Here is a 14260-nt window from a genome sequence, read left to right as displayed (position 1 = left end):
GATCCGGGTACGGCGCGAGGGGCGGGGTGGTCATCGTGCGGTGCTCCTCGGCAGGGGGTCGGGCCGGGCTTCGGCGGTGCGGCGGGCCGTGTGCAGCAGTGGGGCCCAGGTGGCGGTGCCCGTGAAGTCACCGGTGCCGGCCGGGACGGTGTCCATCACGACGCGGTCGGGGCGCAGCAGGACGGCGTCCGATCTGCCGCGTGCGAGCCACGCGGCCAGGGTGCCGTCGTCCCCCAGGTCGCCCACGTGGATCGCGGGTGCGCCCAGTGCGGAGGCCATGGCCGTCATCCGTGGTGTCGGCGGCACAGCGGTCAGGACGGCGAAGGAGTCCCCGAGGACGTCGTCCAGGCGCACTCGCCTGCCGTCGTGTCGTACCCAGGGCTGAGGGCAGAAGGTGCCTGGCAGCATGCGGCCCGTCAGCCGGGGGCGGCGCCGGACGAGTGGACCGGCGGCCAGGGCGGGGCTGAGGTCACGGCTCACCGCCGCGGTCACACCGGGGACGCGACACGCCTTGCCCACCACAGCTCGGCGGAACGCCGCTCCGCGGTCCTGTCCCCCGGTCATGGCCCAGCCGACGGCGACCGCGACACGGATCAGGTGACGGGCGTGCGGCTTGCGTTCGCTCTCGTATGTGTCCAGCAGGCCGTCGCTTGCGCCCTGTTGAAGTACCCGGGCCAGTTTCCAGGTGAGGTTGTGGGCATCGCGCAGGCCCGAGCACAGGCCTTGTCCGACGAAGGGCGGGGTGAGGTGTGCGGCGTCGCCCAGCAGGAAGACGCGCCCCCGGCGCCACCGGTCGGCGAGTCGAGCCCGGAAGGTGTACTGCGCCTGCCGGATCACCTCGAAGTCGTCGCCCGGCGAGGCACCGGACGGCAGGTCCACCCACGGGGCGACCAGCTCGCGCAGGCGTTCCTGCCCCTCAGGGCCGTCCAGGCGCTCGCCGTCGGCCAGCCGGAACTCCCATCGGTAGCGGTCATCGCCGACGCGCATGAACGTGGCCGGCCGGGTGGGGCAGCAGATCTGCTCCGCGCCTTCCCAGGTGCGTACCGGGAGGCTGGTGCGTACGTCGATGACCCGCCAGCTCTCCTCGAAGTGCAGGTCCTCCCAGCTGGCGCCGATGGCTTGGCGGGTGACGCTGCCCGCGCCGTCGCAGCCCAGGACTGCATCGGCCCACACGTGCTCCTCCTCGCCGCTTCCGTCGCGGCGGAAGGTCACCCGCACCGGAGCCGTACCGTCGGTGGGCGGGGTGACGGACACGACCTCCACCCCGCCCCACAGCTCGCACTCGGAGCGGCGCGCCAGGGCGTCGCGCAGCAGGCGTTCCAGCTCGGGCTGGTCGAACATGCTGGTCTGCGGGTAACCGTGGTGCCCGTGCAAGGATCGCGGGAACTCGGTGATGACGCGGCGCCGGGTGTCGAGCAGCCGGAGCCCGCGCGACGGTCGGGCGAGGGGCGGCGAACTCCTCGTGGACACCGACGCTCTGCAGGATCCGGCGGATCTCGTCGTCAACGACGACGGCGCGCGGCAAAGGGTAGATGTCCCGGTGGCGTTCGAGGACCAGGCTGCGCACCCCATGCCGGGCGAGTAGGAGGGCGGCCGTGACGCCCACCGGTCCAGCACCGATGATCACCACCGGTCTCCGGGCCGCGGCGCTCACCTCGCGTCCGCCACAGCGGTCCGCTGCTCGCCGAGGTCGATCCGCCCGTCGGGGGTGGCGATCGTGGCGGTGACGAGGTCACCGTCGCGCAGGTACAGGGGGTTTTGGGCCTGGCCCTTGAAGAACGCCTTCCACCTCACCGCGGGAGGCAGTAGCGCGCTGATCTTCGCGACCGGCTTCGGCGGGGCCTTCAGGGCCGTGCCGCCCGGAGTACCGGTCAGCAGCAGGTCACCCGGGTCGAGCGTCTGGAAGCGGGCGAGCAGGGTGAGGGCCTGCGCGGGTCGCACGATCATGTCGGCGAGGGTGCGGTCCTGGCGCGGTACGCCGTTCACGGACAGCCGCAGCCGCAGGTTCAGCAGATGGGCGAAGTCCTCGGGTTCCAGCAGGGCCAGGTACGGACCGGCCGGCGTGAAGGTCGGGTAGGACTTGCTCTCGTAGAACTGGGTCTTGGTCAGCTGGACGTCACGGGCGCTGACGTCGTTGGTCAGGACCAGCCCGGCGACGTAGCGGAACAGGTCCTGCTCTTCGACGACGGTGCCGACGGGCAGGGTCGCGCCCATGACGAGGCCGAGTTCCACCTCGTAGTCGAGGAACTTCACGTGGGCCGGGCGGACGATCGTGTCACGGGGGCCGCTGACCGAGCCGGACGCCTTGCGGAAGAAGGTGGGCGGGATGTCGCCGGAGAAGCCCGAGTCCCGTGCGTGACTGCGGTAGTTGACCATCTGGGCGACCACCCGGCAGGGGGTGGTGACCGGAGGCAGCGCCACCAGGTCGGCGACGGGCGTGCCGCGCTCGCCGGAGGCGGCGGCCTCCCGGACGGCGGCCCGGTCGGCGAGCAGTTCGGCGGTGGTGACCGCCTTGGTCTCGATCCGGATGGCGCGCTCGTCCCGGACGACCCACCAGCCGTCGGTGGTGCGCAGCACGTTGGTGCTCATGAGCTCATCGCTTTCATCAGGCCCAGCAGGCGTGCGGGGTCGAGTTCGTTGTCGTCGCGCAGGGCCGTCATGACCTCGCGCAGCTTGGCAGGAGACGGGTTGGCGCCCAGGAAGTCGCGGGTGACGGGCGGGCCCCACTGGGCCAGGCCGCTCGCCGACATCGGCGCCCAGCCGGGCTCGAGGTCGCAGGAGAACAGGTCGCCGTCGGCGAAGTGCTCCAGCATGAAGTGGTCGGGGTCGCGCCAGTAGTCGAAGAGCTGGCTGCCCTGGATGTGCCGGCCGATGCCCCAGCTGCGCTTGTAGCCGCGCTCGGCCAGGTACTCGCCGCCGGCGGCGATCGAGTCCAGGTCGGTCACCTGGTAGGCGGAGTGGACATAGCCGGTGCCCGGCCCCAGATGAAGGGCCAGCGTGTGGTGATCGACGGCCACACTGCCCTGGTCGCAACGGATGAACGCCATCGTCGGCCCGCGCTCGCGCTGCCCGTCCAGGAACAGGAAATCGGACACGATGAGGCCGAGCGTGTCCAGGTACCAGTCCAGGGTGCGGATGAAGGCCCGCGTCTCCAGCACCACATGGCCGAGGCGCTGGATACGGGAGGGTTCGCGGGGCGGACGCTGGGTGGCGTTCGTACGGCGCTGTCGCCCGCCCGTGTTGAGGAGCAGCGGGGGCTGCTCGGGCAGCGCGGGCAGTTGGTCGGCGCAGTGCACGACCCGGACCGGGAGGCCCGCGGGATCGAGCAGGGCGACCGACTGCCCGCCGCCCGGAACATTGATGTCCCTGACGGTACTGCCGGTGGCGTGGGCCAGCCGGTCGAGATCGGCCGGCTCGGCCGCACGGAACGCCGGCCCGATGAACCGGGACGCACTGCCGCGTCGGATGACCATGCAGGGTGGGCCCGCGAACGTGCCGCGCAGCCACAGCGCCTCCCTGGTGCGCGCGGCGACCGTGAACCCGAAGTCACGCGCGAAGATCTCGGCCCGGTCCAGGTCCGGCTTCTCGAACTCCAGCCAGGCCAGGTCCGCCACCTTGATCACGGGGTTGTGGGACCGCCCGGGGTGTTCGCCGCGAAGGGCCCCCTGCTCGCTGTGGAGGTCTTGGTGGGGCGTCAGCGGATCAGCCCTGTCAACGGAGATGTGGGACATGGTGTCCTCCAAGCAACACTGCTGTAATGAGGAAATCATCAACTTTGCCAGCACTCGTCGTTAATATGATGCGGCCAAATAATTGAGGATCTCATCAGTAATGGCACACTCATCGCGACGGTGGTTACACTCGCCGTATGCCGACGTCAGCCCCGCCCAAGAACCGCTTCGAGCGGCGCCGTGCCGAAACCCGTCAGGCGCTCGTCCGTGCGGCCCGACAGATCCTCGCTGAGACCGGGGACACCAGCGCCAGCATCCAGGCCATCGCCGAGCGCGCGGATGTGGGCTTCGGCTCCTTCTACAACCACTTCGAGTCCAAGACGGAGCTGTTCGACGCCGCGGTGACCGACGCTCTGGAGGAGTTCGGTCAGCTCATCGACGAGCGGCTAGAAGGGATCCACGACCCGGCCGAGCTGGTCGCCGCCGGATTCAGGCTCACCGCCAGGATGGCGGACTCCCACCCCGAGCTCACTCGGATCCTGCGTGACCGTGGTCTGGCCTACATCCACTCCGACCGCGGTCTGGCCCCGCGAGCGCTGCGCGACCTGGAGATCGGCATCGCCTCGGGCCGTTTCGACTGCGCCAACGCAACCACCGCCCTGTCCGCCGTGGGGGGCACCCTGATGTCCCTCGTGGCGCTACGGCTGGCCCGCCCCGACGTCGACGGCGACGAGGCCGCATCAGACCTGGCCGCGATGGTCTTGCGCATGCTCGGCGTCCCCGCGGACGACGCCCGTGAGGTCACCCGGCGCCCACTGCCCGACCTCGACTGACGGTTCAGCAGGCACGGTGCCTATGGAATCCCTGGTCGTCGGCGATGTACGCCCGGGTTGGTGTCGGGGATCTGCGGCGTGTTGCCAAGGATCGGGATCCCGCGCGGAGACCGGATGGGACGTAGATCGTTCACGGAATGCGTGGTCATGGCTTGCTCCTATGAGGGGGCGGGCAAGGGCGTGAGGGGGCCGCGGTGATGCCGCTGCGACAAGGGAGGATCGCAGTGGAGGGAGGAGGGAGACTGCTGCGATGTCCGGAGCATCCGCACAGGAGACGTCCGCCGGTATCTCGCGATCGCTGATCACGGCCTGATCGGCGATCTGCGCACAGCTGCCCTCGTGGGCACCGACGGGACCATCGACTCGAATGCCCTGATCACCCGGTTCTTCACCGAGGACGGGCTGGGGGAGATCCAGGATTTCATGCCGGTGGGGGATGCTGCCGAGGTCGACCGCCACAGGCTGATCCGGCGGGTGGTCTGTGTCCGCGGGAGGATCCGGTTCCGGGCCCGGGTTGCCCCCCGGTTCGGCTACGGCACCCAACCGCACAAGTCTCACTCGCTGTCAGGGCTACGCCCAGTGCGTGTTCCTCACTCCGGACGTGTTCGAGCTGCACGGCGAGGAAGGCCTGCTGTACGCCACGGCCGTACCCGACGACCAGGTCAAGCGGTGCCCGATGACCTGAAGGGGTGCAGGATCGTCATCGTCGGAGCGTCACTGGCCGGGCTGCGGGCCGCGGAGGCACTGCGCGACGAAGGCTCACCGGCTCACTGACCGTGGTCGGGGACGAACCCCGAGCGCCTACGACCGGCCGCCGCTGTCCCAGCAGGCTGCTCGGGCAGGCGACGGCGGACACCACCGAGCTGCCTACGCGCCGCGACCCCGAGGCCGAGTGGCGACTGGGCGACCGCGCCACGGTGTGGACCTGCTGGCCAAACGGGTGCTGCTGGAAGACAGCGAGTCGCTGCCGTACGACCGGCTGCTGATCGCCACCGAAACCCGCCCCCCGCCCCTCGCCCACCCGGAGCAAGTAGCTCCACATGCGTGAGCGCATCCCGCACGCCGACGCTCCCTCATCCTGGTACTGGCCTCGGGCAACCGCGCCCCCAGGCGGTTGCCGTTGAGCACCGTCAGCGCGACGACCGGATCGACCACGGCGAAGCGGCCCGACGTCATACCCTGCTCCAGTCCATGGCCGGTGCCTATGCGGCCGAGCTCGCTGTGACACAGGACGAGTCGGCCAGGCGCGCACTGAGCCGCAAGCCGCCGGCGAGGCGCTCGGCGGGATCGGCGACGCCGTGCAGGCGTGCGTCGATGGCCCGGCCGTACTCCTCCAGCGCATCGGCCACGGCCGCGGCGAACAGGTCCGGCTTGCACGTGAAGTGGTCGTAGAAGGAGCCGAAGCCGACGTCCGCGCGCTCGGCGATGGCCCGAATGCTGACGGTGTCGCCGGATTCGGCCAGGATCTCCCGCGCTGTGCGGACGAGTGCCTGCCGGGTCTCAGCCCGACGGCGTTCGAATCGGTTCGTGAGTGAGGCTGCCATCTGAATGCGGCGCGATAACTCCGGCAGTTCTGATGAATTCATCATCGCACTCCCTCGACCTAGCGCAACTGATCGACTCATCACTACTGAGCAACCCTTGACGAGCGACTCCTTATGTCTGATTATTTCATCACAAGTGGGCAAATAGCCCGAAACGGACATGTCACGTCGCCGGCCCGCTCGGCCGGCAACGAGGTCTCCGACGGAGGAACCACATGACGAACATTGACCACACGCCGCTCGCCGAGCAGGTGAGGACCCGGGAGACACCCGACGCTGCCATAGCGATGATCGATGCCATCGGCACGGTGGTCGGATGGACGCAGGCCGCCGAGCAGCTCGTGGGGTACTCAGCCCGCGAGGTGGTGGGCCGGTCCGCCGCACAGGTGTTGGCGTCGGCCGAGGATGGCGTGCGCGCTTCGGTGCACGGCGAGCAGTGCCGGGCCCGGGGCGGCTGGTCCGGGCCCGTGGCCGTCCGCCACCGCGACGGTCACGTGCTCAAGATGACTCTGCGTGTCTCGCTGCTGCGGGGACAGGACGCCGACACTCGGTGGCTGGTGTCCGTGACCGACATCGGCACCCTGTCCTCGGGGACAGCCCATGGGCCGTTGCGGGAATCGCTCCTTGCCCACACGCCGATCGGCATCGTCGTCCGGGACCCGCAGCTGCGCTGCACCTGGGTGAACGACGCCATGGAGCTCTACGACGGCGTTCCCCATGACCGACGGTTCGGTTCCCGCCTGAAGGATTCGCTGCCCGGTTTCGAGGCCGAAGCGCTTGAGGTGGTGATGCAGCAGGTGCTGGAAAGCGGCACCACCATGGTCCACGAGTACCGGGCGTGGCCGCCGACCGCTCGGCGCCGGGAGCACGTGTTCTCGGCCTCCTTCTTCTGCCTCCAGGACGCGGAGGGCGAGCCAATGGGGGTGTGCTCCATCAGCGTGGACGTCACGGGCAACCGACGGGCACGCGAGCGCCTTGCCATCCTCAGCGAAGCCGGCACGCGCATCGGCAGCACCCTCGACGTCATGCAGACCGGGCAGGAACTGGCCGACCTTACCGTGCCCCTGCTGGCCGACCATGCCCTCGTCGACCTTGTGGAGTCGGTTCCGTTCGCCCTGGAGCCCTCGGCACGGATCGGCACGGGGAACGGCCGCCCTCCTGCGCTGCGCCGTGCCGGTCTGGCCTCTGTCGAGCTGGGTGTCCTGGAACTTCCCTGGGTGCGCGAGGAGTTGATCCACGTCCACCCTGCCTCGCCCTTCGCCGACGTGCTGCGCACGGGAAGGTCCCACCTGGTACCGGTGCTGGACATGGAGGCCCATCTCGGCCCGTGGGTCCACCACGACCCGGCGCGGGCGCAGAAGGTGCGTGACAGCGGCGTCCATTCCTTGATGGTCGTACCCATCCGCGCGCGACGCTGCGTGCTGGGACTGGCGCTGTTCGGCCGCTCCGGGGAACAGGCACCCTTCCAGGAGGACGACCTGCTCCTAGCCGAGGAACTCGTCACCCGGGCCGCGCTCAGTCTGGACAACGCGCTCCGGTACGCGCGCGAACGCTCCGCCGCCCTCACGCTGCAACGCGACCTCCTCCCCCACCGGGTGCGAGGCGGGGTCGCGGTCGAGGTCGCCTCGCACTACGTGCCGGCCGACATGGCTCATGGCGTGGGAGGAGACTGGTTCGACGTGATCGAGCTGTCCGGTGCGCGGGTCGCCCTCGTCGTCGGTGACGTGGTCGGACACGGCATCAAAGCCGCGGCGACCATGGGCCGGCTCCGCACCGCCGTGCGCACACTCGCGGACCTGGACCTGCCCCCCGACGAACTGCTGGCGCACCTCGACGACACGGTCCGGCGGCTGAACGACGAAGACGATGACGTCTCCGACGAGGTCCCCGAGGTGGTGGGCGCCACCTGTCTCTACGCCGTCTACGACCCTGTCACCCGGCGGTGCACCATAGCCCGGGCAGGACACCCACCGCCCCTGATCGTCGACCCGACGGGCCGGGTCACCATACCCGACCTGCCCGCCGGAACCCCCCTCGGCCTCGGCCTCGGGCTCGTGCCCTTCGAAGCCGTGGAAGTCCAACTGCCCGAGGGAAGTCTGCTCGCGCTCTACTCCGACGGCCTGGTCGAGTCCCGGGACCACGACCTCGACGTCGGCATGAACCGCCTGGGCGCTGCCCTGACACACCCCGGTTCATCGCTCCAAGACCTCTGCTCACAGGTGATCGAGACCCTGCCGACCCAGGCACAGCCCGACGACGTCACCTTGCTCCTGGCGCGCACTCGTGCACTCGAACCGACCCAGATCGCCTCCTGGGAACTGCCGAACGAACCGGCCGCCGTCTCCACTGCCCGGCACCTGGCCACCCATCAGCTCAGGCAATGGGGACTGGAGCATCTCGTGAGCCCGGTGGAGCAGATCATCAGTGAACTGGTCACCAACGCGATCCACCACGGCGACGGCCCGAGCCGCCTGCGGCTCATCCAGCACCAGGTCCTGACCTGCGAGGTCTTCGACACCAACACCGGCCACCCACGTCCCCGCCAACCCCGCACCCTCGACGAGAACGGCCGCGGCCTCTATCTGGTCGCGCGGCTGTCCCGCAGGTGGGGCTCCCGCTCCGCGACGGACGGCAAGGTCGTCTGGGCCGAACAGGATCTGCTCCCCAAGGCCGTTGCCCGGTGAGGAGCGGGGCTCGGCCTTACGAGCCCACCAAGCCGTGATCACTGAGCCACTGAACAGAGCTACATGGGCATGGCGCCTCCCCCCGTCACCGCAGCCCCGACAAGGAAAGTGCGAATGAGAGATGAGCCACGAAGCTTTCGACGCCTCCGAAGGCAACCACCGAAAGACAGGACGCCTTTTCCCTACGGGCCCCGTCGGCACACCGCACGTGTTCGACGGCGTCACAGCCGCCGTGCCCGATGATCGGGGCGCGGCGCTGCGGTGGACCGGAACGGCCAGGGACCTGACGGGATTCGCCGCCGAAGAGGTCTGCGGCCGCCCGGTGCCGGAGCTGGTGGCCGGACTCCCGGGCGAGGTGCGCAGCGTCGCGGATGGGCCGACCTCCGGCCAGGTACGGCTGCGGCGCCGGGAGCAAGGCGAAGTGCCGTCCTGTACAGAGCGCAGGCCCGGTGCTGTGATGAGGCGAGTGGAGGAGGTCTGAGATGGCCGAGACTCCGCGCCTCGTGAGCGATGTGATGACCCTGACGGTCGTGGCTGTCGGTCGCGACACACCCTTCAAGGAGATCGTCCGGACCATGGAGCAATGGAAGGTCAGTGCACTGCCGGTCCTGGATGGCGAGAGACGCGTCATCGGTGTGGTCTCCGAGGCCGATCTACTGCCCAAGGAGCAGTTCCGTGACAGCGCCTCGGGTCTCAGTGACCAACTCGGGCGCCAGTGCGAACTCGCCAAGGCGAGGGCGGTGACCGCAGCAGAGCTCATGAGCGCCCCTGCGGTCACGGTGCACCCCGGGGCCACCTTGGCTCAGGCAGCCCGGATCATGGCCGTGCGCCACGTCAAGAGGCTGCCTGTGGTCGATGACGCGGGCATGCTGCGGGGCGTCGTCAGCCGGGCGATCTGCTGAAAGTGTTCCTGCGGTCGGACGAGGACATCGCGGAAGAGGTCCGCCGCACCGTGGTGTCCTGCCTGTTCCCCGCCCTCAGTCACACGATCCATGTGCACGTGCACGAGGGAGTCGTCACCCTCCGCGGAGAGCTCCGCGACACCTCGCTCATCTCGGTTGCCACGCGTCTCGCCCGTGCTGTGGAGGGCGTGGTCGATGTCGAGGCGCAACTGACCGGCCGCCCCGCCACACCTGCTGGACCAGAGAGCACGCGGTGACGGGTGTGTGGATGGGCGGCCTCTCACTGGTCGGCCGGCCTGATGCGGCGGCCTGTGAGCCGCTTGGGCTGGATCGACACCCACATCTCACGCTTGCCGCCCGCCCACGGCTCGGTGTGGACCTGCTCGGCCGGCCGTCGCACGACGTCGTGCTCCGTGACGACTCGCGCGGGACCGACGACGAGAACGCTCCAGCCCTGGCTCATCACCTCGTCCACATGGTCGACCTCGAAGGCGACCTCCGCGCCCACAGCCGCCGCAGGCACCGAGTCGGGCATCGTCCGGTAGACGATCGCGTCATCGATGACCTCGTAGTTCACCGGGACGACCGCCGGACCGTCGGGGGTCGACACCGCTACGCGCCCCACACCGTGCGTGGAGAGCAGAGCGCGGCATTCGTCGGCGCTGAGATCCCGAAGCTCGGGGTGCAGGAGGGCGTGTCCCTGGCCCGGCGGCAGATCGACACCGCCCCCGCGCAGGGCTGCGACGCTGGTACCAAGAGCCGAGGCGAGCCGGATCAGTGTCGCCAGGCTCGGATCGGCCTGGCGTTCTTCCAGGTACGCGAGGTAGTCCGGAGCCATCGCAGCACGGCGGGCAGTCTCTTCCCTGCTCAAGCCCTGTCGCTCGCGCTCGGCAGCCACACGCCGGCCGATGTCGCCCGGGTTTGCTCCCGTCTCCCGTGGAGTGCTGCCGGACGGGCCTCCCCTCTCCACAGCGATCCGCCCGGAAGGCTCGTTCGTACTCCCCTGCCCATGCCCAAGATGCCGGACGTGCGCGTCGGGCCCGGGGAACACCAGCGTCACCTCGTGTGTGTCCGACCAACGCACGTCGTACGGCGGTGTTCCGTCCGCATGGTGCAGTCCGACGATTTCTCCGTCACGCCGGGTGGTGCCCGTCTTCGGACTCTCGATGACGAGTTGATCGCCGAGTTCAGCTCGCATGATCGCCACGTCTCCTCAAGGGTGATTTCGTAGTCCAACGTGTCATGAGCGGTGTGCCGCCGCATGTGGTCCGGCACTCGATTGGCCGAATGGGCCGGTCTCGGGACCACAGCCGCGAAGATGGGGCGAGGGCTTACCGCTTCTGTGAGTTCCAACCGCCGTGGGGCGATCGGCTACGGGGCCGCGGGCTTGGCCGCGTCCGTGGGTGATCCACGGAGGGTGGCCAGACGGCGGTGGTATTCCTCGTCGTCGATCTCGCCGCGCGCGTACCGCTCGGCGAGGATCTGTTCAGGGCCGCTGCCCGAAGTCGTCTTCTGCCAGGAGCTGTGGCCTCCGCCGGGAGGGGTGGGACGGGCCAGAGCCCGGAAGAGCAGGACGCCGACTGTGAGGAACAACGCCCAGAACAGCAGCGTGCTGAGCGACATCATGAACCAGCCCCAGCCGTTCATGCCGTGGCCATACCAGAACATCATTTTCTGCCTCGCCTTCCCAGGTCGTCCGCGGCACGACGGTCGCGGCGGCAGCTCTCTCGGCATCCATCGTCACTCGCCGCCGGGCGTGCGTGCGACGGGCCGGACGGCCCTGCTACAAGGACCACCGAGCCCTGCTCGGAACGAGTCGGTCCGGCAGCTCAGGCCCTTCCGGCGAAGGGCGATGACCAGCCCTAATCGTGAAATCTGCAGCACCGTGACGACCGGGCTGCCCGCTCCATCACGAAGGGGCGCGCCATGAAGCCGGACCAACAGCCGCTCCCACCCCGACTGCACCTGCGCGTGGACGCCGAGCCGGGGCGCGTCACAGAGCAGCTCAACGCGCTCGCCCGGGCGCAGGAACGTTTGCAGGGCGTGCTGGACGCCGGCACGCCCCGGCTGCCCTGTCGGGCGGCCGGGGCGTCTGAGACGGAAGACGGCTGGTCAGCCATCCCACCTCCAGTCGGCGACCTCGGGCAGGTCCATGCCGTGCTCGCGGATCCAGGGGTGGTGGCGCTGGCGGGCGTCCTCCATGCGCTGGCGTACGGCCGCCGCGCGGACTGCGAGGTCGGGGACGCGGTCGATGACGTCCATGACCAGGCGGTAGCGGTCGAGGTCGTTGCGGACCACCATGTCGAACGGCGTGGTGGTGGTGCCGATCTCCTTGTAGCCGCGTACATGCAGGTGCTTGTGGCCGGTGCGGCGGTAGGTGAGGCGGTGGATCAGCCACGGGTAGCCGTGGTAGGCGAAGAGGACCGGCTTGTCGGCGGTGAACAGTCCGTCGTACTCGAAGTCGCTCATCCCGTGCGGGTGTTCCTCACTCGGGAGCAGCCGAGCGATGTCGACGACGTTGACCACCCGCACGGCCAGCTCGGGCAGGTGCCGGCGCAGCAACTGCGCGGCGGCCAGCACCTCCTGGGTCGGCACGTCGCCCGCGCACGCCAGCACCACATCCGGTTCACGCGAGCCGTCCTCCGTGCCAGCCCACTCCCAGATGCCGGCGCCGCGTCCGCAGTGGACCTTCGCATCCTCCATGGAGAGCCAATCGAAGCAAGGCTGCTTGCCCGCCACGATCACGTTGACGTAGTCCTTGCTGCGCAGGGCGTGGTCGGCCACGGACAGCAGCGTGTTGGCGTCCGGCGGGAAGTAGACCCGCACGGCCTCGGGGCTCTTGTTGAGGATGTGGTCGACGAAGCCGGGGTCCTGGTGGGAGAAGCCGTTGTGGTCCTGGCGCCACACGTGTGAGGTGAGCAGGTAGTTGAGGGAGGCGATGGGGGCGCGCCAGGGGAGGCGTCGGGTGGTGCGGAGCCATTTGATGTGCTGGTTGGCCATGGAGTCGACGATGTGGACGAACGCCTCGTAGCAGGAGAACAGTCCGTGCCGGCCGGTGAGGAGATATCCCTCCAGCCAGCCCTGGCAGGTGTGTTCGGAGAGGATCTCCATCACGCGGCCGTGACGTTCGAGGTGCTCGTCCACTTGGAGCACCTGGGCTTGCCAGGCCTTGCCGCTGGCCTCGTAGACCGCCTGGAGGCGGTTGGAGGCGGTCTCGTCGGGGCCGACGAGGCGGAAGTCGCGCCGCCCGCTCGTGGCGTGCATGACGTCCTGGAGCATGTCGCCGAGAACACGGGTGGGTTCGTGCAGGGTCGCACCAGGCTTGTCGACCTCGACGGCGTACCTCTCCAGGGGCGGCAGGGGCAGCTCGCGCAGCAGCAGGCCGCCGTTGGCGTGGGGGTTGGCGCCCAGTCGCCGCTTGCCCTCGGGGATGCATGTGAGCACGTCGGCGTGAGGGGCGCCGTGCTCGTCGAACAGCTCCTCCGGCCGGTAGGAGCGCAGCCACTGCTCCAGTTGCCGCAGATGCTCGGGGTTGTCGCGCACGGCGGCGAGCGGCACCTGGTGGGCGCGCCAAGTGCCCTCCACGGGAAGGCCGTCGACCTCCGCCGGACCGGTCCAGCCCTTGGGGGTGCGCAGCACGATCACCGGCCAGTGCGGCCGCTCCCCGACCCCATCCTCACGGGCACTGCTCTGGATGGCCGCGATGCGCTCCAGTGCGTCGTCCATCGCGGCGGCCATCGCCCGGTGGACGGCCATCGGGTCGTCGCCGGTGACGTGGATGGGGGCGTGTCCGTAGCCGCGCAGCAGGTCGTCGAGCTCGTGCTCGGGCAGGCGGGACAGCACGGTCGGGTTGGCGATCTTGTAGCCGTTGAGGTGCAGGATCGGCAGGACCGCGCCGTCGTCGACCGGGTCGAGGAACTTGTTGGAGTGCCAGGATGCGGCCAGCGGCCCGGTCTCCGCCTCACCGTCGCCGATGACGCAGGCGACCAGCAGGCCCGGGTTGTCGAGGGCGGCGCCGTAGGCGTGGGAGAGCGAGTAGCCGAGCTCGCCGCCCTCGTGGATCGAGCCCGGCGTCTCCGGTGCGACGTGGCTGGGCACCCCGCCAGGGAAGGAGAACTGCCTGAACAGCCGCTCCATGCCGGGCGCGTCGCGCGTGATGTCCGGATACGTCTCGGTGTACGAGCCCTCCAGCCAGGAGTTGGCCAGCACGGCCGGACCACCGTGACCCGGCCCCCAGATGCACAGGGCGTCCAGCTCGCGGGCCTTGATGACGCGGTTGAGGTGGGTGTGCACCAGGTTCAGGCCGGGCGACGTACCCCAGTGACCCAGCAGCCGCGGTTTGACGTGCTCGGGACGCAGAGGCTCGGTGAGCAGTGGGTTTGCCATGAGGTAGATCTGGCCGACGGACAGATAGTTCGCGGCGCGCCAGTGGGCGTCCAGCGACCTCAGCTCGTCCTCCTCCAGCTGGGCGGGCGCCTGCTGCGTGTCGACGGGCATCGGGGATCCTTTCCGAGTCGGGGCAGGGCTCCGGGTGCCGTACATGCCGGCCTGTACGCCCCACTTTCTGCCGCCACGCCGGGTACTCGACAGGGCCGTTCGGGCCACACCTGCCGCGCAGTGGGCCGA

The 14260-nt window shown here is 69.7% G+C and carries 10 protein-coding genes and 4 pseudogenes; 7 read left to right on the top strand and 7 right to left on the bottom strand.

Annotated elements, in window-relative coordinates; genetic code table 11:
- Positions 1 to 30 precede the first annotated feature (30 nt).
- The 3 genes and pseudogenes from mhpA to ACZ5NH_RS19330 form a co-directional block, all read right to left on the bottom strand.
- Positions 31 to 1654: pseudogene (gene mhpA, locus ACZ5NH_RS19340) on the bottom strand (bifunctional 3-(3-hydroxy-phenyl)propionate/3-hydroxycinnamic acid hydroxylase MhpA).
- Entirely contained in the window at positions 1651 to 2589 is a 939-nt protein-coding gene (locus ACZ5NH_RS19335) for a fumarylacetoacetate hydrolase family protein (RefSeq protein ID WP_468776762.1), read from the bottom strand. The pseudogene mhpA and the gene ACZ5NH_RS19335 overlap by 4 nt, the downstream one beginning before the upstream one ends.
- Entirely contained in the window at positions 2586 to 3731 is a 1146-nt protein-coding gene (locus ACZ5NH_RS19330; RefSeq protein ID WP_468776759.1) for a VOC family protein, read from the bottom strand. Before ACZ5NH_RS19330 ends, ACZ5NH_RS19335 begins: the two co-directional genes overlap by 4 nt.
- A gap of 137 nt (positions 3732 to 3868) precedes the next feature.
- On the opposite strand from ACZ5NH_RS19330, the gene ACZ5NH_RS19325 reads away from it, so the two are divergent.
- The 4 genes and pseudogenes from ACZ5NH_RS19325 to ACZ5NH_RS19310 form a co-directional block, all read left to right on the top strand.
- Positions 3869 to 4504, top strand: coding sequence for a TetR/AcrR family transcriptional regulator (locus ACZ5NH_RS19325; protein ID WP_468776756.1), 636 nt, complete (start codon positions 3869 to 3871; stop codon positions 4502 to 4504).
- Between the two features lie 261 nt (positions 4505 to 4765).
- Positions 4766 to 5053, top strand: a pseudogene (locus ACZ5NH_RS19320) (glycoside hydrolase family 15 protein); the annotation flags it as partial.
- Entirely contained in the window at positions 5019 to 5189 is a 171-nt protein-coding gene (locus ACZ5NH_RS19315) for a ferredoxin (protein WP_468776943.1), read from the top strand. The pseudogene ACZ5NH_RS19320 and the gene ACZ5NH_RS19315, both read left to right, overlap by 35 nt.
- A pseudogene (locus ACZ5NH_RS19310) lies at positions 5174 to 5540 on the top strand (FAD-dependent oxidoreductase); the annotation flags it as partial. The gene ACZ5NH_RS19315 and the pseudogene ACZ5NH_RS19310, both read left to right, overlap by 16 nt.
- A gap of 166 nt (positions 5541 to 5706) precedes the next feature.
- Here the strand turns inward: ACZ5NH_RS19310 and ACZ5NH_RS19305 are convergent.
- The gene (locus tag ACZ5NH_RS19305) at positions 5707 to 6048 is read right to left on the bottom strand and encodes a TetR/AcrR family transcriptional regulator (protein ID WP_468776754.1); all 342 of its coding nucleotides are present in this window, start codon (positions 6046 to 6048) and stop codon (positions 5707 to 5709) included.
- Positions 6049 to 6263: 215 nt separating this feature from the next.
- Between ACZ5NH_RS19305 and ACZ5NH_RS19300 the strand changes: the two genes are divergently transcribed.
- From ACZ5NH_RS19300 to ACZ5NH_RS19290, 3 genes and pseudogenes are all read left to right on the top strand, one after another.
- A complete protein-coding gene (locus ACZ5NH_RS19300) occupies positions 6264 to 8732 on the top strand; it encodes a SpoIIE family protein phosphatase (protein WP_468776752.1) in 2469 nt (822 codons plus the stop codon).
- 121 nt (positions 8733 to 8853) lie between these two features.
- Positions 8854 to 9213, top strand: a complete 360-nt coding sequence (locus ACZ5NH_RS19295) for a hypothetical protein (RefSeq protein ID WP_468776749.1) — start codon at positions 8854 to 8856, stop codon at positions 9211 to 9213.
- A gap of 1 nt (position 9214) precedes the next feature.
- Positions 9215 to 9891 (top strand): annotated as a pseudogene (locus ACZ5NH_RS19290) (CBS domain-containing protein).
- A 23-nt stretch (positions 9892 to 9914) separates the two neighbouring features.
- Here ACZ5NH_RS19290 and ACZ5NH_RS19285 read toward each other — a convergent pair.
- The 3 genes from ACZ5NH_RS19285 to ACZ5NH_RS19275 form a co-directional block, all read right to left on the bottom strand.
- Positions 9915 to 10832 (bottom strand): DUF1918 domain-containing protein, encoded by a 918-nt coding sequence (locus ACZ5NH_RS19285; protein WP_468776747.1) that lies wholly within the window; start codon positions 10830 to 10832, stop codon positions 9915 to 9917.
- 173 nt (positions 10833 to 11005) lie between these two features.
- Positions 11006 to 11305: an SHOCT domain-containing protein gene (locus ACZ5NH_RS19280; RefSeq protein WP_468776744.1), complete on the bottom strand. Its 300-nt coding sequence runs from the start codon at positions 11303 to 11305 to the stop codon at positions 11006 to 11008.
- A gap of 441 nt (positions 11306 to 11746) precedes the next feature.
- The gene (locus tag ACZ5NH_RS19275; protein WP_468776741.1) at positions 11747 to 14131 is read right to left on the bottom strand and encodes a phosphoketolase family protein; all 2385 of its coding nucleotides are present in this window, start codon (positions 14129 to 14131) and stop codon (positions 11747 to 11749) included.
- Positions 14132 to 14260 lie beyond the last annotated feature (129 nt).

The organism is Streptomyces sp. NPDC031426 (assembly GCF_055581585.1).
Note: the sequence above shows the minus strand (reverse complement) of the source record. Positions and strands in the feature narration are given on the sequence as shown.